The 18,066-nt window shown below is 63.9% G+C and carries 18 protein-coding genes; 13 read left to right on the forward strand and 5 right to left on the reverse strand.

Annotated elements, in window-relative coordinates; translation table 11 throughout:
* Positions 1-36 precede the first annotated feature (36 nt).
* From AWB66_RS34895 to AWB66_RS10585, 3 genes are all read left to right on the forward strand, one after another.
* Positions 37-165: a hypothetical protein gene (locus AWB66_RS34895; protein WP_268811147.1), complete on the forward strand. Its 129-nt coding sequence runs from the start codon at positions 37-39 to the stop codon at positions 163-165.
* A 228-nt stretch (positions 166-393) separates the two neighbouring features.
* Entirely contained in the window at positions 394-1,701 is a 1,308-nt protein-coding gene (locus AWB66_RS10580; protein ID WP_087630238.1) for a dicarboxylate/amino acid:cation symporter, read from the forward strand.
* A gap of 13 nt (positions 1,702-1,714) precedes the next feature.
* Complete coding sequence (locus tag AWB66_RS10585; protein WP_087630239.1) at positions 1,715-2,659, forward strand: amino acid ABC transporter substrate-binding protein; 945 nt, start codon at positions 1,715-1,717, stop codon at positions 2,657-2,659.
* A gap of 15 nt (positions 2,660-2,674) precedes the next feature.
* On the opposite strand, the gene AWB66_RS10590 is transcribed toward AWB66_RS10585, so the two are convergent.
* Entirely contained in the window at positions 2,675-3,607 is a 933-nt protein-coding gene (locus tag AWB66_RS10590; protein WP_087630240.1) for an ATP-grasp fold amidoligase family protein, read from the reverse strand.
* A gap of 341 nt (positions 3,608-3,948) precedes the next feature.
* On the opposite strand from AWB66_RS10590, the gene AWB66_RS10595 reads away from it, so the two are divergent.
* Positions 3,949-4,839, forward strand: coding sequence for an alpha/beta fold hydrolase (locus AWB66_RS10595; protein WP_087630241.1), 891 nt, complete (start codon positions 3,949-3,951; stop codon positions 4,837-4,839).
* On the opposite strand, the gene AWB66_RS10600 is transcribed toward AWB66_RS10595, so the two are convergent.
* Positions 4,736-5,833: a hypothetical protein gene (locus AWB66_RS10600; protein WP_087630242.1), complete on the reverse strand. Its 1,098-nt coding sequence runs from the start codon at positions 5,831-5,833 to the stop codon at positions 4,736-4,738. The genes AWB66_RS10595 and AWB66_RS10600 overlap by 104 nt on opposite strands.
* A gap of 286 nt (positions 5,834-6,119) precedes the next feature.
* Between AWB66_RS10600 and AWB66_RS10605 the strand changes: the two genes are divergently transcribed.
* From AWB66_RS10605 to aroQ, 3 genes are all read left to right on the forward strand, one after another.
* Positions 6,120-8,093 (forward strand): MFS transporter, encoded by a 1,974-nt coding sequence (locus AWB66_RS10605; RefSeq protein ID WP_235021076.1) that lies wholly within the window; start codon positions 6,120-6,122, stop codon positions 8,091-8,093.
* 425 nt (positions 8,094-8,518) lie between these two features.
* Complete coding sequence (locus AWB66_RS10610) at positions 8,519-9,949, forward strand: MFS transporter (protein ID WP_087630243.1); 1,431 nt, start codon at positions 8,519-8,521, stop codon at positions 9,947-9,949.
* Positions 9,950-10,153: 204 nt separating this feature from the next.
* Positions 10,154-10,588, forward strand: coding sequence for a type II 3-dehydroquinate dehydratase (aroQ, locus tag AWB66_RS10615; RefSeq protein WP_087630244.1), 435 nt, complete (start codon positions 10,154-10,156; stop codon positions 10,586-10,588).
* 80 nt (positions 10,589-10,668) lie between these two features.
* Here the strand turns inward: aroQ and AWB66_RS10620 are convergent, their stop codons facing one another.
* The 3 genes from AWB66_RS10620 to AWB66_RS10630 form a co-directional block, all read right to left on the reverse strand.
* Positions 10,669-10,848: a hypothetical protein gene (locus AWB66_RS10620; protein ID WP_087630245.1), complete on the reverse strand. Its 180-nt coding sequence runs from the start codon at positions 10,846-10,848 to the stop codon at positions 10,669-10,671.
* 51 nt (positions 10,849-10,899) lie between these two features.
* On the reverse strand, positions 10,900-11,229 hold the full coding sequence (locus AWB66_RS10625) for a hypothetical protein (protein WP_087630246.1): 330 nt from the start codon (positions 11,227-11,229) through the stop codon (positions 10,900-10,902).
* Between the two features lie 130 nt (positions 11,230-11,359).
* The gene (locus AWB66_RS10630) at positions 11,360-11,833 is read right to left on the reverse strand and encodes an Lrp/AsnC family transcriptional regulator (protein WP_087630247.1); all 474 of its coding nucleotides are present in this window, start codon (positions 11,831-11,833) and stop codon (positions 11,360-11,362) included.
* A gap of 344 nt (positions 11,834-12,177) precedes the next feature.
* Between AWB66_RS10630 and AWB66_RS10640 the strand changes: the two genes are divergently transcribed.
* The 6 genes from AWB66_RS10640 to AWB66_RS10665 all read left to right on the forward strand — a co-directional run bounded on the left by AWB66_RS10640 (position 12,178) and on the right by AWB66_RS10665 (position 18,004).
* Positions 12,178-13,611 (forward strand): amino acid permease, encoded by a 1,434-nt coding sequence (locus AWB66_RS10640; RefSeq protein WP_087630249.1) that lies wholly within the window; start codon positions 12,178-12,180, stop codon positions 13,609-13,611.
* Positions 13,612-13,709: 98 nt separating this feature from the next.
* Complete coding sequence (locus AWB66_RS10645; RefSeq protein WP_087630277.1) at positions 13,710-14,906, forward strand: amino acid aminotransferase; 1,197 nt, start codon at positions 13,710-13,712, stop codon at positions 14,904-14,906.
* Positions 14,907-15,075: 169 nt separating this feature from the next.
* On the forward strand, positions 15,076-15,351 hold the full coding sequence (locus AWB66_RS33665) for a hypothetical protein (protein ID WP_159462903.1): 276 nt from the start codon (positions 15,076-15,078) through the stop codon (positions 15,349-15,351).
* A 518-nt stretch (positions 15,352-15,869) separates the two neighbouring features.
* Positions 15,870-16,118, forward strand: coding sequence for a hypothetical protein (locus AWB66_RS10655; protein ID WP_087630250.1), 249 nt, complete (start codon positions 15,870-15,872; stop codon positions 16,116-16,118).
* Between the two features lie 92 nt (positions 16,119-16,210).
* Positions 16,211-16,513, forward strand: a complete 303-nt coding sequence (locus tag AWB66_RS10660; protein ID WP_087630251.1) for a hypothetical protein — start codon at positions 16,211-16,213, stop codon at positions 16,511-16,513.
* Positions 16,514-16,765: 252 nt separating this feature from the next.
* Positions 16,766-18,004, forward strand: a complete 1,239-nt coding sequence (locus AWB66_RS10665) for a chemotaxis protein CheB (RefSeq protein ID WP_087630278.1) — start codon at positions 16,766-16,768, stop codon at positions 18,002-18,004.
* Positions 18,005-18,066: the final 62 nt, after the last annotated feature.

The following is an 18,066-nucleotide window of genomic DNA, read 5'->3' on the forward strand; positions in this document are numbered from 1 at the left end:
GCGCTTCCGCTGTAGCGATCGCGCAGCGGCAGCAGAGTGAACAAGGCCACCGCGCTGCCGAAGATCATCACCGCGACGTTGGAGCTCACCGAAATGCCCGTCGAGCGCACGCTCGACGGGCATTTTCGCGATGAACGCCGGATAGCAGCCCTGGAAAATGCCTAGGCCGACCTCTTTTTCGATCCAAAACCGCGTCTGCGCCGGCCGGTCGTCGCGACGCTGTACGCTATTCGACAATCTGCCGTAAGCTGTCGGGAGCGGGTCGCGCTCCCGCGCCCCGGCGAATCGCGAGCGCCGCCTCGAACGTAGTCTGTAGCATCCCGTGCAACGCCTGTCGCATCCTGTTTCGACCTTGCCATCCGCAAATAAACTGCAGTGAATGGAGGCTTCGAGATGAAAGGAAAGAATGCCGCGGCCATCTGGATTCTGATTGCGATGCTGCTGGGCATCGGGATCGGCTACATGATCTACACGAGTTTTCCGGACAGGAAGACGGCCACCGAGATCGCGGGCTATATCTCGCTGGTGTCGGACGTGTTCCTGCGCCTCATCAAGATGGTGATCGGCCCGCTCGTGTTCTCGACGCTCGTCGTCGGCATCGCGCACATGGGCGACGCGGCCTCGGTCGGACGCGTCTTCGCGAAGGCACTCGGCTGGTTCGTCACCGCTTCGCTGGTCTCGCTGCTCCTCGGCCTTTTGATGTCCAACCTGCTCAAGCCCGGCGAGAATCTCGGACTGCCGCTGCCGGACATCGGCGCATCGGCGAATCTGGCAACATCCAAATTCACGCTCAAGGACTTCGTCGGGCACATGATTCCGAGGTCCTTCGCCGAGGCGATGGCGAACAACGAGATCCTGCAGATCGTCGTGTTCTCGATGTTTTTCGGCATCGCGCTTGCCGCGCTCGGTGAGAAGGGCAAGATCCTCGTGGCGGCCATCGACCAGCTTTCGCACGTCATGCTGAAGATCACCGGCTATGTGATGAAGCTCGCCCCGCTCGCGGTGATGGCCGCGATGGCCGCGACCGTGGCGGTCAACGGACTGACGATCCTGCTGAAGTTCGCGGTCTTCATGGGCGATTTCTACCTCAGCCTCTTCCTCTTGTGGGCGTTGCTCGCGGCGGCCGGTTTCCTGTTCCTCGGACCGCGCGTGTTCAGGCTGCTGGCGCTCATCAAGGAGGCGTTCATGCTGTCGTTCGCGACCGCGAGTTCCGAGGCCGCGTATCCGAAAATCCTCGACGCGCTCGATCGCTTCGGCGTGAAGCGCAAGATCTCCAGCTTCGTGATGCCGATGGGGTATTCGTTCAATCTCGACGGCTCGATGATGTATTGCACGTTCGCGACACTGTTCATCGCGCAGGCGTACAACATCCACCTCGCGCTGGGCACGCAACTGACGATGCTGCTGATCCTGATGCTGACGTCGAAAGGGATGGCGGGCGTGCCTCGTGCGTCGCTCGTGGTGATCGCGGCCACGCTCAACCAGTTCGGCATCCCCGAGGCGGGGTTGCTGTTGATCCTCGGCGTGGATACGTTCCTCGACATGGGCCGTTCGGCCACGAATGCAGTGGGCAACTCGATCGCGAGCGCGGTGGTCGCGAAGTGGGAAGGCGAACTCTTGTCGGAAGCCGATGCCGAGGCCAACGCGGCGCGCATCGAAGCCGAACTGGAGTCGACGATCGCGCATCCGGCAGAGACCTGACGGGGAGCGAGCCATGAAGACGCCGCGATTGTGGTCGATGCTCGCCATCGCAGGGTTGCTGATCGCCTGCCCGGCCGCGAGAGCGGACGACGCGCAGCCGTCCGCCCCGGTTCCCGACAACCTGGCGCCGGCCGCGCTGACCGGCACGCTCGCCAAGGTGCGCGCGGCGGGCACGATCGCGCTGGGCTATCGCGACGCCTCGGTGCCGTTCTCCTACCTGAACGCGCGCAACCTGCCGATCGGCTACTCGATCGAACTGTGCAAGTCACTGGTGTCGGCGATCGAGGATGCGGTCAACCGGACCCTGACCATCCAGTGGGTGCCGGTCACGTCCGACAATCGCATCGACGCGGTGGCGAGCGGCCGGGTCGACCTCGAATGCGGCTCCACGACCAGCAATCTGGAGCGCCAGAAACGCGTGGCGTTCTCGCCGATCTTCTTCGTGGCCGGCACGAAGGTGATGGTGAAGAAAGGCTCGCCGATCGCCTCGTTTCGTGACCTCGCGGGCAGGAAGGTGGCGGTGACGGCCGGCACCACGAACGAGAAGGCGCTGCGCGATCTGGACCGGAAGTTCCGGCTCGGCATCCGCTTGCAGGTGGTGCCCGACCACGCGCAGGGCTTCGCGCAAGTGACCGACGGCCAGGCCGACGCGTTCGCCACCGACGACGTGCTGCTCTACGGACTGATCGCGGAACATGCCGGCTCGGGCGGCGAGTATCGCGTCGTGGGCGACTATCTCTCCTATGATCCCTACGGCATCATGTTCCGCAAGGATGACCCGCAACTCGCGCAGGTCGTGAAGGATGCCTTCCAGGAACTCGCGGCGGATGGAGAAATCGATCGTCAATACAAGCGCTGGTTCCTGCGCCGACTGCCGTCGGGCACGAGCCTCAACCTGCCGATGAGTGCGCAGCTTGAGACCATCATTCAGACGATGGCCGGCGGCGAAGCGCAGTGAACGTGCGTCAGGCGATCATTCGCCGGCGCCGTTCGGCATCCGGCCAGCGGGCGCCGAATCCAGCGTGGCTTCGGCGTGCTCGTGCAACTGAAAATACGTGCCCCACTCGTAATCGACGCTGTCCGGCCGAAGCTGAAGCACACCCGCGCCGGGCGTGAAGGTGAGTTCGCCAAAATAGACGCGGCCTCGCGGCGAGTAAAGATCGACCCGCACGTATTCGAAGTCTTCCGCCAGCCGTTGTCCGATATCGAGCAGCATCGACAGGTTTTCCGGGCGCGGATCGGGAGACTTGCTGCGCTCGAAATGGCCGATGCCGATGTCGAGCAGATTCCATTGGGCGTCGTAGAAATCGCCGCGCGGATGTTCATTGAATCGGTCTGAAATCACGCAGATGCAAACGGTCCTGCGCCCGCCCGCACCCGCGAAAATATGCAGCTTGTAGTCGGCGGGAACGTCGCCGCGCTCGTCGAGCAACAGCGTTTCGAAATAGATCCGATGCTTGATCGCGTGGTAATGCCGCTCGCGTGCCACGCGATAGAAGTCCTTCGATAACCATTGATCGGCAAGCGCCGCCAGTTCTTCGAAGGTGGCCTGCGACTTGTTTTTGACGACCTTGACGAAGCTGCTTCCGTGATTCGCCTTCATCACGAAAGCCGATGGAAGCGCGTCGAATACGTCTCTGTCGAACGCGTCGGGCTCGGCGATCAAAGGGATCAGATACTGCTCGCCTATCTTCGACTTCACGTAGTCGCGGACGGTGAGCTTGTCGGTGAGGTCCGCATACCGGGGATCGGGATGCAGGCAGCGGTAAAGGATCTTCTCGTTGAATGTGGTCGGCTTGATCAGGTTCGGAAAGCGTCCGATCTTTTGCCGATGAGACATGCTCAAGAATACATAGTCAGGCAACAGATCCTTGGCACCGCCGAGAAGCGTTTTTGGCAACTGCATGTTTGGGCTCCGCTAAGCGCCCGTCGGGAAGGGAAGCGGCGTGCGGGTCGAACGCGTGCACGCTGCGAAACCCGCTTCGACAATGCGGCGCGATGTCGCTTCAAACACGCCTCCCGGGTCAATTCACCAGAAAAAGGGCAGCGAGTTGGCCGGGACAAGGATAGCCATGTTATTCGGGTCGCGTATGAGGGTTTGCACTTAACCCACCGGACTTTCGACACTGCATCGCAACAAAGACGAACGGCACGTGGGCGCATGCGTGAAAGCCCACCGTGCTTCCGGGAAACGCGATACGCACGCCTTCGCTAGAATGGTTTCCTCCTTTCCGGCGAAGGCGGACCATGCTCGATTTCAACCTGCATGCGAAGACATCGAAGCTCGACATCGTTTATGCCGAAGCGGGTCCGCCCGACGGGCCGCCTGTGCTTCTGCTGCACGGCTGGCCCGACGCGGCGCGCGCCTGGGAACCCGTCGCGAGCCGGCTGAACGATGCGGGACTGCGCACGATCGTTCCCGAACTGCGCGGCTTCGGCGCCACGCGTTTCCTGCACGACGACACCGTGCGCGATGGCTCGGCCGTCGCGCTCGCGCAGGACGCCATCGATCTCGCCGACGCGCTTGAGATTCGCACGTTCGATGTCGTCGGCCACGACTGGGGTGCGCGGGCGGCTTACACGCTGGCGGCGCTCTTTCCGGCGCGCGTGCGGCGCATCGCGGCGCTCGCGCTCGCTTTCCAGCCGCGTGGCGCATTTGAACTGCCGGGCTTCTCGCAGGCGCGCAAGTTCTGGTATCAGTGGTTCATGACGCTCGACGATGCACCCGCGCTCATCCGCGCCGATCCGAAAGGCTTTGCGCGCATCCAGTGGGACACGTGGTCGCCGCCCGGCTGGTTCGACGACGCCGAATTCGACGTCACGGCGCGTGCCTTCGAGAATCCCGACTGGGTGCCGATCACGCTGAACGGTTACCGGCGCCGCTGGCGCAAGGACGAGCCGAGCGACCCCGACTACGATGCGCTCTACGCGCGGCTGCGTGGCATCGACCGCCTCGACACGCCGACGCTGATGCTGCAGGGCGCCGTCGATCTATGCGACGAGCCGGCGTCGTCGGCGGGACAGGACGCCTGTTTTACCGCGGGATACGCGCGCGTGCTGCTGGACGGCGCCGGTCATTTTCCGCCGAGAGAAACACCCGACGCGGTCGCTCACGCGGTGATCGCGCACTTGCGATGAACGCTTGCCCGCTGCGCCCAACGCGAACGTTGCTCCACGCGATGCGGGCGCGCCGCAGCCGACTGACCACCTCGCTTCCGAACTTTTGCGCGAGCGTCGCGTAGCCGTCGCTGGTGGGATGGATTTCGTTTTCCCACGACGCATCTTCGCGATTCGTTGCGGCCGCCGCCGGTTTCAGCGCGCCGTGGAAATCGACGGCGAGGATGTTCGGATACTCGACCGCGTTGCCTCTTGCAACGAGCGCGTCGTTCAGTTGCGACTGGAAGTCGTGCATCGCGTCGAGGAAAAAGTGGACGAGGCCGATGTGATCTTCCGGCGGAATCTGATGCCGGTTGAACGGCTCCCAAAGCCAGGTCCCGAACTTCTTCGGACCGACGAACACGGGCGCGTCGCGCGGCGTGGCGTAGTCGTAGGCGTGGGTGAAGATCGGGATGCCGCGATTGGGCGTCTTGCCGTCGCCGTCGCCGCGGTCGCGCCATTCGAGCAGCGTGTCGTAGTAGCCGGTCAGACGCTCGGTGAAGCGTTTCCAGCCGTCCGCATCCACGTAGCGCGCCGGGCCTTGCCCGGACCATTCGGCCTTGGCCTTCAAGAGACGTCGCGGCTTCAGGTTTTCATCGGTGGTCGCGGGGTCGATGCTGATCGCGTTGATGAAGTCGTTGCCGCCCGCGGACAGGAAGATCGCATCGAATTCGTGGGCGAAGGGGCCGCTCAGGAGCCGCTTGAAATGGACTTCCCAAGTCGGATCGACCATTTTTTCCAGCGTCTTTCCCGGATAGGCCGAGTTCACGATGATGGAGGAGTCCGGAAGCCTGAACCAGAACAGCACGCTGCCGTTCGGCGGCAGCACGTCGGGCGGAACCGCCAGCGACGCGCCCAGCGAAAACCATGAATCGCCCTGTGCAAGAAAGCGCCACGTGTAGTCGTTGATCGACTTCTCGTGATTGCCGCCGATCTCCCGGCTGCCGACGATCACCGCTTTTTGCATCTCGCTCATGACGCGCTCCTTCGTTCGGAATGGGCGACTGCAAATCACTGTAGTACCCGCGCACGTCGCTTCCCATTCCGGGCCGTGTTTTATGTGCGCTAGCGCGCGTTGCCCGGCGGCGTCGTGGGAACGAGCGTTCGTGAGCGTCGTCCTTGTAGACCGCGCAAAACGAACCATAATGAAGAGCCCGCTTGTTCCTTCTCTCATTGGATGCGGGGCAAGTCGGCGAAGGCTTTTCGCGCGAGCGCAACGGTGCGGGCCAGCCGACCCACGCGCGATCATCAGGAGACCGGAAGTGGATACGACCGCCGGACTGGAATCCGAAACCGAGCCGCAGCCGTCGACGCAAAGCGCCTTTTCCGGGCGTCCGCTGGAACAGATCGTCGTCGCGATTCACGGCGTGGGCAACCAGCGGCGCTTCGATACGATCCGCACCGTCGCTCACCGGCTCGGCAAGCTGAGCGATCCGCCGCTTCCCGTCATGCCGCTCGGTTTCTTCAGCGTCGGCAGCTGCGGTCAGGTGTACGTGAGCCAGCTCGATGTCGAAGAGACGCACCCGCTCTGGAAAGTCGGCTTCGCGGAAGTCTACTGGGCGGACGTGCCGCGCGGCGTCGTGACGATGGGCGATACGCTCGAGGAGAGCAAGGCCTGGGGACGCACGATCGTCGGCCGCGCGCAGGCGCTCTACCGCGGTCAGGTCGAACAGTCCGTGTGCCAGGTGTCGGGCGCCGATTTCGACATGGTGGCGGGCGTCACCGAAGAGATCGTCGAGGCCGTCGACGTGATGGAGAACCTGCTCTGGGTCGCGGGCAAAGCGGGCATCTTCAAGTTCGACCTCGCGCCGCTTTTGACCGATTACATTGGCGATGTCCAGCTCGTCGCCGAGTTCCAGTCGTATCGGAAAGAGATCGTGGATCGCTTCCATGACGCGCTCACCACGATCGTCGAGCATTTCCGCGACCGCTATCCGGGCAGCCCCGAGATTCACGTCATCGCGCACAGCGAAGGGACGGTGATCAGCTTCCTCGCGATGCTCGACGCGCTTGCCTCCGCGCCGGGACAAGGCCGTCACCGCTATGGCTGGATCGAATACGTGCGCGGCTTCATGACCATCGGTTCGCCAATCGACAAGCACATCATCCTGTGGCCGCGCCTGTGGCCGAACCCGGTTCCCGGCGGCGCGCTGCAAACCGATGCCTTCGAGACCTGGAGCGCCGACAAGCCGGTGCTGCTCAAGGCGAAAGACGGCAGCACGCGCGTGCGGCTGCCGCAGCCGATCAAGTGGCGCAACTATTACGACTTCGGCGACCCCATCGGCTTTCAACTCGACACGGCGCGGCGCTTCCTGCGCGAAGCGCGCTGCGGCGCGTTCCAGTTCGGTTTCGACGACGACTACGGATTCAGCCGCTATCCGCTACCGGGCAAGGCGCATACCGATTACTGGTCGGACACGGACCTGTTCCGCCATTTCGTCGACGATGTCGTGTTGCCGAATGTATCGCTGGCGGCGGCGGGCGGGCCGCCCACGAAGCCGCCGGGCAATAAACCGCTCATGAGCGTGGTCAGCCTCTCCATTCCATATCTCCTCGCGATCGCGCTGCATGTCGCGGCGGTGTACGTGATGTTCAAGGGAACGACGCAGTTCCTGTCGCAGAAGGGCTGGACCATGACCGATGTCGTCCATACGGTGATCGCGCTCGCCGCGTTGCTGACGGGCGTCACGGTGGCGAGCCGGCTGCCGCGTCTCGTCCAGCAGTCGCGCGGGCGCTGGCTCGTGCTGTCGGCCGGCATATTTGCGCTGGGCGCCGCGTTCTGCCTGTGGATGGTGCCGCCGCAAGTCAGCGCGTTCCTCGCAGCGCCGTTCCTCGAACGCGGCACGCCGACGCCGCTATTCGGTATCGCGCCGGGCGGCGCCTTCCTCGTGACGGTCGCGCTTCTTCCGGCGTTCGTCTGCTGGCTGCTGCCGCGTCGGCCGCGTCTCGGCCGGCGCGTCATGATCGGCATCGGCGCCGCGATCACCGCGCTGGCCGTCCTCCATGCCTATCCCGGCTCGTCCACCGCCGAACCGTCGCCGCCGCTCTGGCCGTTCGTGCTGGCCTTGCTGCTGTTTCTCTATCTATGGTGGCTCGCGATTTTGACCTTCGACCTCAGCTTTATCTGGCATCGGTACATCCGCAACTCGGTGGCGCTCGATACGCTGCGCGACTGGCGCGAAAAGAAGGACACGAAGCCGAGGACGTTGCGCGCCCGCCAGCCGAAGGACTATTGAACCGCCCTATGTTGACGGACGCGCTTTTCCGACGGCGCACGTGCTTTTCCGCCGTGGAGCGATCGTCTTCCGGCACGCCCATTGCGACGCACAACCGCGCGCGCGATGTCTTTCGTCCCCGTCATCGGGTTTTGCCTCATCGTAAGGCGGGGAAGCAAGCGAGATCATCGGAAGGCGGTTCTTTTCAATGTTTCCCGCTCCGTCGATGGCGGAGCGCACGCAAGAATGAACGGAAGGCAAGCAAAGGCGGATTGCCCGTGGTAAAAATCTGCCGCAGTCAGTTTGAAGCGTCGGCCTCAGAAGCCGGTCCACCGATTCTCAAAGCAACTAACTTGCAGAAGACCAGAGTGAGACGCACGGGACGGGTAGCGCCAACGCGCTGACTCTGATCGACAGCGCCCGCAACTGGTCGATACGGAGACAACATGGAAACAAAAACGCTGTCGGCCGGCGGGCCGGATGCCCCCGACGACCATCATCGCAAGCAGACCAGGAAGGCGACGGCGAGTGGCTGGATCGGCTCGGCGCTCGAATACTACGACTTCTTCATCTACGCGCAGGCGGCCGCGCTCATCTTCCCGCAACTGTTCTTTCCGTCGGGCAATCCGAAGATCGCGATCGTCGCGTCGCTCGCGACGTATGGCGTCGGCTATGTCGCGCGGCCGATCGGCGCGTTCGTCCTCGGTCACTGGGGCGATACGCACGGCCGTAAAACCGTGCTTCTGATCTGCATGTTCATGATGGGTGCGTCGACGATGGCGGTCGGCCTCCTGCCGACGTATCACCAGATCGGCATGGCGGCGCCGGCGCTGCTCGTCGTGCTGCGCCTGATCCAGGGTTTTGCCGTCGCGGGTGAAATCTCCGGCGCCAGTTCGATGATTCTCGAACACGCGCCGTTCGGCCGTCGCGGTTACTACGCGAGCTTCACGCTGCAAGGCGTGCAGGCCGGACAGATCATGGCGGCCGCGGTGTTCCTGCCGCTCGCTTACTTCATGCCGGATGACGCGTTCAATTCGTGGGGCTGGCGCATCCCGTTCCTGATGTCGGCCGGCGTGCTGTTCGCGGGCTACATCATCCGCCGCGAAGTCGACGAAACGCCGGCTTTCGCCAAGGAAGCGGACGCGTCCGCGGTGCCGAAGTCGCCGATCAAGGAAGCGTTCAAATACAGCTGGAAGGACATGCTGCGCGTCGTGTGCATGGCGCTGATGAACGTGATCCCGGTCGTCACGACGATCTTCGGCGCGGCCTACGCGGTCCAGCCGTCCTACGGCATCGGGTTCAGCAAGAGCGTGTATCTGTGGATTCCGGTGGTCGGGAATATCGTCGCGGTGCTGGTGATTCCCTACGTCGGCGACCTGTCGGACCGGATCGGCCGCAAGATTCCGGTGGCCGTCGGCGCGATCGGTTCAGGGCTGCTCTCGTTCGGCTACCTGTGGGCGATCAGCATCCACAGCGTGCCGATTGCGTTCGTGATGTCGCTCCTGATGTGGGGCGTGGTGTACCAGGGTTACAACGCGATCTTCCCGAGCTTCTATCCGGAACTGTTTCCGACCCGCTCGCGCGTCTCGGCGATGGCGATCGCGCAGAATGTCGGGACGCTCATCACGGCGCTCTTGCCTGCGCTCTTCGCCACGGTCGCGCCGCCGGGATCGAACAATATCCCGATGACGGTCGGCTCGATCGCGCTGGCGGTGACGGTCATCGCGGCGCTGGCGGCATGGAGCGCCCGCGAGACGTACCGCATCCCGATGAGCCAGCTCGGCGAACCCGACGCCGTGCCGATCGAGAAATCCGAGTACGACCGGCTGCGCGCGCAAACCGTCGCGGACGAGAAACTGGCGAAAGTCTCCGCGTGACCTGTGGGCGGTGTCGCGCCGCTGTGCGGCGCGACACGGCCGGGCGCCTTCGGAGCGGCGACGGGCGTCGCGCGCGCCGTTTCCCTTTCCCCGCGAGACGTTCGACCCGCAGGCTGTCCGCGAATTAAAATGCGCCAGTCGCCGCGCGCTACGCGCGCCCGGGCCGTCCACCCGATTCGAATCCGTTCAACCGAAGGAAATCCCATGAAAAAGATCGTGATGCTGCACGGCATCAACCACAACATGTTCGGCAAGCGCGATCCGGCGCAGTACGGCACCGTCACGCTCGCCGAAATCGACGCGAAGCTGCAGGCGCTCGGCAAGGAACTCGGCGTGGACGTGGAGAGCTACCAGACGAACAGCGAAGGCGACATGTGCGAGCGCATTCACCAGGCGTATTCCGAGAACGCCGCCGCCGTGCTGATCAACGCCGGCGCGTGGACGCACTACAGCTACGGCATCCGCGACGCGCTCGCGATCCTGACCGTGCCCATCGTCGAGATTCACATGTCGAACATCCACGCGCGCGAGGAGTTCCGCCACAAGTCGGTGTTCGCGGAGATCGTGAAGGGGCAGATTTGCGGATTCGGCGTGGAGAGCTACCTGCTCGGCCTGCGGGCCGCGCTCTCGGCGATGTGAGAAAAGCGTGAAAGCCGCGTCGCCCGACGCGGCTCATGAAGCGATATGAATCAACGCGCCGGCGCTCGCCGACTGTGCGCTCAGTCCGCCTGGTACGAGCGGGCGCGGCCGAGCGCGAAGGCGTCGGCGCCGTCGCTGTCCGCAGGCGTTTCCGCCTTGCGGCCAATCGCCGGATCGCGCACCTGCGCGCCGCGGATGAACAAAACGACGCAAAACGCGAACATCATCCAGATTCCGACGACGATCATCCAGTAGTTCATTTGCTTTCCCCGAAGCGTGGCTAAAGCGCGGTGAGCGCCCGGTATCTGTGGTCAGTGATGGACAGGCGCGGCCGGCAAAGCCAGCAGACGGTCGATGATCGTGTGCGCCAGCGCGCGTTCGCGGGCCATCGCGAGTTCGTCTGCGCGGGCTTCGACAGCGTCGGGTGCGCTCGCGCGAACCTGGCCGGCGAGCCGCATGATGTTGTCCGATGCGTTTTGCAGCGCGTGCAGAAGCTCGGCGTGCGTCATCGGCAGTTCGGGGAAGGACGCCGTCGATGCGACGATCGACGCGGGGTGGCTGGCGGCTACACTGCGCGGCGCCGTGTCGGTTGCGACTGCGAGACTGGCGGTTGCGGCGATTCCATCAATGATCTGCGACATGTCGGCGTCCTCCTGAGTGGATGAGGCTCAGTGTGAGGGCGCGACCGGCATTTCAATCGTCCGAACAAGGGCGGTTTTCCCGTCCAATTCACCGCTATTCGTCGTACCGGAAAATCTGACCGCGAGCAATTCAGGCGTCGAGCGGCATCGCGCTCGTGCCCTTTATTTCGTCGAGACAGACGATCGACTGCACGCGGCTCACGCCGGGAATGCGCATCAGCGTGTCGAGCAGGAATTCGGAGAGCGCTTTCAGATCGCGCGCGACGACCTTCAGCACGTAGTCGATGTCGCCCGTCACGGAGAAGCATTCCTGGATCTGCGCGAGCTTTTCGACGAATTCCTTGAACTTGAGCAGATCGCGGATATGACCGCGCTCCATCGTCACCTGAATGAACGCGACGACGCCGAAGCCGAGGCTTTCGGCGTCAAGCCGCGTTTCGTAGCGGCGGATCACGCCCATTTCCTCGAGCCGCCGATGACGGCGCAGCGTCTGGGCGGGCGAGAGCTTGATCGTCTGCGCGAGTTCGAGGTTGGACATCCTGCCATGCTCCTGCAGAACAGCAAGCAGGCGAAGGTCGATGCGGTCGAGGGCGAGTTTATGCACTTTTGTTTCCTTGAATGGCCCTTAGGAGAAATCTTGGTGCATGAGCTAGGGTTTGCCACTGCGTCTTATGAAATCCTATTTTGCCATCTCGAATATACACTGGGAGCCGCTCGGGAAAGGGGCGTCGGCTAGAATTGGGCTCTTCGGGCGGCGATGCAGCACGATGGTGCGGAAATTTAATTTCGCGCTGACGATCAAGAGCACCCGAGAGCGCGCGATGGCACGCGACACCCCCGACACGACCGCCCGCGCCACGAACGCGGACGGCTCGCAGCGCGCCGCTGGCATCCGGACAAGGACCGCAAGCGCGCCCGATTCAACGAGAACTACGGAGACACGCACTGATGGTTTCAGGCAACCAGATCAAAGAGGGCAGTGACGTCGCACACGGCGAGGAGCTCAAGCGCGGGCTCAAGAATCGCCATATCCAGCTGATCGCGCTGGGCGGCGCGATCGGTACGGGGCTTTTCCTCGGCATCGCGCAAACGATCAAGATGGCGGGCCCGTCCGTGCTGCTCGGCTACGCGATCGCCGGCGCGATCGCGTTCCTGATCATGCGGCAACTGGGCGAGATGGTCGTCGACGAACCGGTGGCGGGCTCGTTCAGCTATTTCGCCGACAAATACTGCGGCCACTTTTCGGGCTTCATGTCGGGCTGGAACTACTGGGTGCTGTACGTGCTCGTGAGCATGGCGGAGCTGTCGGCGGTCGGCATCTACGTCCAGTACTGGTGGCCGGGCATTCCGACCTGGGTCTCGGCGCTCGTGTTCTTCGGCGTCATCAACGCGATCAACCTGACGAGCGTCAAGTCCTACGGCGAGATGGAATTCTGGTTCGCGATCGTGAAGGTGCTCGCGATCGTCGGCATGATCGCGTTCGGCGGCTATCTGCTCGCGTCCGGGCACGCCGGGCCGGAGGCCAGCATCGCGAACCTGTGGCAGCGCGGCGGCTTCTTCCCGAACGGCGTTTCCGGCCTCGTCATGGCGATGGCGGTCATCATGTTCTCGTTCGGCGGCCTGGAACTCGTCGGCATCACGGCGGCGGAAGCGGACGATCCGTCTCGCAGCATCCCGCGCGCGACCAACCAGGTGATCTACCGGATCCTGATTTTCTACGTGGGCGCGCTCGGCGTGCTGCTCTCGCTGTATCCGTGGGAGAAGGTCGTGACCGGCGGTAGCCCGTTCGTGCTGATCTTCCAGGCGATGAACAGCAATATCGTCGCGCACGTGCTCAACATCGTCGTGCTGACGGCGGCGCTCTCCGTGTACAACAGCGGCGTCTATTGCAACAGCCGCATGCTGTACGGCCTCGCGAAGCAAGGCAACGCGCCGCGCGCGCTCCTGAAGGTGAACCGGCGCGGCATTCCGCTCGCCGCGCTCGGCGTCTCGGCGCTCGCGACCTTCGTCTGCGTGCTCGTCAACTACTTCATGCCCGGCCGCGCGTTCGAACTGCTGATGGGCCTCGTCGTGTCGGCGCTCATCATCAACTGGGCGATGATCAGCATCATTCACCTCAAGTTCCGCAGTGAAAAGCGCAAGGCGGGCCAGCCGACATCGTTTCGCAGCCTCGGCTATCCGTTCACCAACTACTTGTGTCTCGCGTTCCTCGCGGGCGTGCTCGCCGTCATGTACGCGACGCCCGGACTGCGGCTCTCCGTGTACCTGATCCCGGTCTGGCTCGCGGTGCTCGGCGTGAGCTACCGGTTCCGTCCGCACGCGGCGGGGACGGCCCGCGCCGCCGTTGCGGCACCGAAAGCTGTCGTGGCCGATAATCGCTGATCGACACACCGGCGCCGCGTGTCTTTTGCGCGGCGCTTTTCCGTCGGCGGCCGCCGGCCGGCCGCCGTTCCGCTCACCCGCTCCGGTTGCTCAACATCATGTTCGAACACATCGACGCCTATCCCGGCGACCCGATCCTCAGCCTCAACGAGGACTTCCAGAAGGACCCGCGCACGAGCAAGGTCAATTTGTCCATCGGCATCTATTTCGACGACGACGGCCGCCTGCCGGTCATGCGCGCCGTCCGTGAAGCCGAAGCGGCGATCCTGAACGAGCCGGGCCCGAAGCCGTATCTGCCGATGGCGGGTTTCGCGCACTATCGCGACGCCGTGCAGGCGCTCGTCTTTGGCGAAACGAATCCGGCGCGCGCGGAGGGACGCATCGCGACCGTGCAGACGCTCGGCGGATCGGGCGCGTTGAAGGTCGGCGCGGATTTCATCCGTCGCTACTTTCCACAGTCGCAGGTGTGGGTGAGCGATCCGACGTGGGAAAACCATCGGTTCATCTTCGAGCGCGCCGGGTTCGAGGTGAACACCTACCCGTACTACGACAAAGCGACGGGCGGCCTGAAGTTCGACGCGATGCTCGCCGCCATCGACGCGCTGCCGGCCCGCAGCATCGTGTTGCTGCACGCGTGCTGCCATAACCCGACGGGCGTCGATCTGGACCGCGCGCAGTGGGAGCGGCTGATCGGCGTGCTTCAGGAGCGCGACTTGCTCCCATTCGTGGATATGGCGTATCAGGGCTTCGGCGCGGGTCTCGACGACGATGCGTTCGCCGTACGCGAACTGGCGCGGCGCGGCATTCCGGCGTTGGTCGCGAATTCGTTTTCGAAGAATTTTTCGCTTTACGGCGAGCGGTGTGGCGGGCTGCACGTGATCTGCGAGGATGCGGGCGCGGCGCATCGCGTGCTCGGGCAACTGACCGGCTCGGTGCGCTCGAACTACAGCAATCCGCCGACGCATGGCGCGAAGATCGTCACGCGCGTGCTGAATACGCCCGCGCTGAAGGAATCGTGGCAGGGCGAACTGGCGGCGATGTGCCAGCGCATCGCGCGGATGCGCGTCGCGATTCACGACGGTTTGCGCGACCACGTCCACGGCGAGGCGCTGACGCGCTATGTGAAACAGCGCGGGATGTTCACGTACACGGGGCTGTCGGCGGCGCAGGTCGATCGGCTGCGTGAGGAATTCGGCGTGTATATCCTGCGTTCGGGACGGATGTGCGTCGCGGGGCTGAACGATACGAACGTCGGCACGGTGGCCGAGTCGATCGCGAAGGTGCTCGCGGATTAGAAACGCGGGCGGTGAGGGCGGTGGTACTGCGTTAGCTCTGGCCGACCGCCGCTGCGCGGCATGGGATCAGAGTAAGGCGCTAAACCGCTAACTCTGGCCGACGGCCGCTGCGCGGCATGGGATCAGAGTAAGGCGCTAAAGCGCCAACTCTGATCGACAGGAGACGTCGATGACCAGACTCATAGCAATGATGTGCCTCTTGGGTGCGTGCATGGCAGGCACGGCGCACGCGGAACTCAACGACCGCACGAAGAAACTGCTGCAAACGCAGGCGCTGAACCGCCCGCAACAGCAGTCGACGACCCCCAACCCCAACTCGGCAGCCGACGACGAAGCGCGCAACGGCACGCGAACGTCGGGCGGCGCGGCGGGCGCGGGCGCCGGTTCGCAGTCGCCATCGCCGTCGCGTGGAGCGGCCGGCAGCAACCCGACGCAAAAGCCCTAGACGTGAACGCGGTCGCTCAAGCGACGGACAAGACAGCACCTGTTGACGCGGCAACGTTCCGGGGCCTTGCGCGACGGGCGATCCGCGCGGCGGTGTCGCGACGAGACGCACGCTGTTTTCACCCGCCGTCGCCAGAACGTAATTCTCCGCGCTTCCCTGCGGCTGCCAGTACACGCGATACACCGCGTCGTCGCGATAGACGTGCAGCGCGCCGTGCACCCGGCGGCCTTCGCGCACCAGATCCACCGGCTCACCTTCCTTTAGCGCAAACACGCCGCCCGCAGAAGCCGTTGCCGCGCCTTCCAGCGTGCCGCAGGCGAAATCGGCGGCGCTCGCCATCGGCGCAACCGAAACCGAAAACGAAAGGCACAGCAGTGTGGTTGCCAGTGCGCGTCTCATGGATGCTCGCTTCGTCATGGAACGCCGATCATCTCACAGGCGCCGCTCTCATCTTCCGGCAGGCCGACGATGTGTGTGCTAATTTGAAAAGAGCCAACGTGCGAAACAGGAGGCGTCTTATGTCAGTGATCGCGCCGGACGAAAAAACCGATTTCGTCGCCATCCTGCACCGGCATCGCCTGTCCGAGGACGATTTCATCCTGCAGGAAACCGATACGACCGACATGGTCGACGATGTCTATCCCCTGCAAGGCCACCTGACGATCGTGCGCAAGTCGACGCTCAAGGAACGGGCGTATCGGATAGGGCATGGCACGCGGTGGACAGCCGATTTCGAAAAGGACCTGAACAAGGGCGCATTTGGCTGACCCTGACGCCGAATGGATCGACCGTGGCAAATTGACGGCCTTGACGGCCGGGTGCATGCTTCAATGACTCGTTTCCCACCGCGGAGCCGCCGATGCCCAACTACGATTTCGCATCCTTCCGAGCCCAGCTGGCGATGCTGCTGCGCGATCTGCCGGCCGGCACGACCGCCGAGCTGACCGACGTGACGGTCGCATACTGGAACGGGACGTGCCTCGTGGGCGCGTATCTGCGCGACGGCGGCCGGCTCGACGAAGAATTCGATTTCGACGAAAACGCCTGGGGCAATTGGTGCGACGAGTTCATTTTCTGGCTGGCGGCGCCGCGCTTCTCGGAACGCGGCGATCTGAAAGCGTGGCTTCAGGGCGAGGGTCCGCCGGCGGTCCGTGCACTGTGAGCCGTGCCTCTTCTTTTCCGTCAATCCGCCTCTCCAGGACAACGCCAGGAACGCCCATTGCTGCGCCAATAAAAGGTAGCGGAACAAGATCCGCGCGCGCAAGCAATCGAGCGATCGTGTGTCCCTGACGCCAGAAGGCCGCGGCTGTCCAAGAATTAAAAAAGACGACACGCGGCGCACACCGACCGGCCCCATGCGCGGCGCCGGCGAGAACATTTTCCGGACGGCGCGTTGCCGCTCATCGGACCGATCATGAACACCGACAAGTCGCAGGCTGCCGAAACGGAACGAGCGGGAGGCGCGCCCGAGCGGGCCCCGCTGAACTTTCCGGTGATCGGCATCGGCGCGTCGGCGGGCGGCATCCAGGCGCTGATCCGTTTTTTCGAGCACATGCCGAACGACAGCGGCATGGCTTTCGTGATCGTGCTGCACCTTTCTCCGAAACACGAAAGCCGCGCCGACCAGGTCCTGCAACGCGTGACGCAGATGCCCGTGCATCAGGTCGTCAAGCCGACGCCGATCCAGCAGAACGCCGTCTATCTGATTTCACCGTCGAACGATCTCGCGATGACCGACGGCTTTCTCAACGTCACCAGCGTCCAGCGCGCGCACGGCCGCCCGGTCGCCATCGACCTGTTTTTCCGCAGCCTCGCCGAGAATCATCGCGAGCGCGCGATCAGCATCGTCATGTCGGGCTCGGGCAGCGACGGCGCGGTGGGCATCGGTAGGATCAAGGAACAGGCGGGCGTCACGATCGTCCAGAGCCCCGACGACGCCGAGTACGACGAGATGCCGAAAAGCGCCATCGCGACAGGTCAGGCGGACATCGTGCTGCCGGTCGCGGAGATGCCGCAAAAGCTGATCGAGTTGTGGCAGAACGCGCGCAGGATTCGCCTGCCCGAGGCGCCGGAGCTGCATTTCCCGCGCGATCCCGCCTCCGACGCCGAGCAACTGCTGCGCGGCATTCTCACGACGCTGCGGGCCCGCACGGGCCACGACTTCTACCACTACAAGCGCGCGACGGTTCTGCGGCGCATCGAGCGGCGCATGCAGGTGAACGCGCTCGCGGACTTGCGCGCCTACCGGCAGTTCGTCGACGAGCACGCCGAGGAAACGTCGCTGCTGTTGCGCGACCTGCTGATCGGCGTGACGAATTTCTTCCGCGACCGCGAGGCGTTCGACGCGGTCGCACGTGACATCGGACCGTCGCTGCTCGAATCGAAGAAGCATGACGACCAGATTCGCATCTGGGTGCCCGGCTGCTCGACGGGCGAGGAAGCGTATTCCCACGCGATGGTGTTCACCGAGCTGCTCGGCGGCGGCAACCGGCTGCCGGTATTGCAGATCTTCGCCACCGACATCGACGAACGCGCGATCAACATCGCCCGCGCGGCGGTTTATCCGGAGTCGATCGCCGCGGACGTGCCGGCGTCGCGCCTGCGCCGCTTCTTCACGAAGAGCCGCGGCCACTACGTTCTAGCAGGCCGTTGAAATATCCGTCGTTGATGCACTCAGATGCATTACGACGGATGCTGGTTTCATATTTTTTTGAA

Origin of the sequence: Caballeronia telluris (genome assembly GCF_001544495.1) — a bacterium.
Taxonomy (GTDB): Bacteria; Pseudomonadota; Gammaproteobacteria; order Burkholderiales; family Burkholderiaceae; genus Caballeronia; species Caballeronia telluris.

What these genes read in the sequence shown, in the direction of transcription:
- AWB66_RS10580 (WP_087630238.1), top strand. Translation starts at nt 394, where the DNA reads ATGAAAGGAAAGAATGCCGCGGCCATCTGGATTCTGATTGCGATGCTG.
- AWB66_RS10585 (WP_087630239.1), top strand. Translation starts at nt 1,715, where the DNA reads ATGAAGACGCCGCGATTGTGGTCGATGCTCGCCATCGCAGGGTTGCTG.
- AWB66_RS10590 (WP_087630240.1), bottom strand. Translation starts at nt 3,607, where the DNA reads ATGCAGTTGCCAAAAACGCTTCTCGGCGGTGCCAAGGATCTGTTGCCT.
- AWB66_RS10595 (WP_087630241.1), top strand. Translation starts at nt 3,949, where the DNA reads ATGCTCGATTTCAACCTGCATGCGAAGACATCGAAGCTCGACATCGTT.
- AWB66_RS10600 (WP_087630242.1), bottom strand. Translation starts at nt 5,833, where the DNA reads ATGAGCGAGATGCAAAAAGCGGTGATCGTCGGCAGCCGGGAGATCGGC.
- AWB66_RS10610 (WP_087630243.1), top strand. Translation starts at nt 8,519, where the DNA reads ATGGAAACAAAAACGCTGTCGGCCGGCGGGCCGGATGCCCCCGACGAC.
- aroQ (WP_087630244.1), top strand. Translation starts at nt 10,154, where the DNA reads ATGAAAAAGATCGTGATGCTGCACGGCATCAACCACAACATGTTCGGC.
- AWB66_RS10620 (WP_087630245.1), bottom strand. Translation starts at nt 10,848, where the DNA reads ATGAACTACTGGATGATCGTCGTCGGAATCTGGATGATGTTCGCGTTT.
- AWB66_RS10625 (WP_087630246.1), bottom strand. Translation starts at nt 11,229, where the DNA reads ATGTCGCAGATCATTGATGGAATCGCCGCAACCGCCAGTCTCGCAGTC.
- AWB66_RS10640 (WP_087630249.1), top strand. Translation starts at nt 12,178, where the DNA reads ATGGTTTCAGGCAACCAGATCAAAGAGGGCAGTGACGTCGCACACGGC.
- AWB66_RS10645 (WP_087630277.1), top strand. Translation starts at nt 13,710, where the DNA reads ATGTTCGAACACATCGACGCCTATCCCGGCGACCCGATCCTCAGCCTC.
- AWB66_RS33665 (WP_159462903.1), top strand. Translation starts at nt 15,076, where the DNA reads ATGACCAGACTCATAGCAATGATGTGCCTCTTGGGTGCGTGCATGGCA.
- AWB66_RS10655 (WP_087630250.1), top strand. Translation starts at nt 15,870, where the DNA reads ATGTCAGTGATCGCGCCGGACGAAAAAACCGATTTCGTCGCCATCCTG.
- AWB66_RS10660 (WP_087630251.1), top strand. Translation starts at nt 16,211, where the DNA reads ATGCCCAACTACGATTTCGCATCCTTCCGAGCCCAGCTGGCGATGCTG.
- AWB66_RS10665 (WP_087630278.1), top strand. Translation starts at nt 16,766, where the DNA reads ATGAACACCGACAAGTCGCAGGCTGCCGAAACGGAACGAGCGGGAGGC.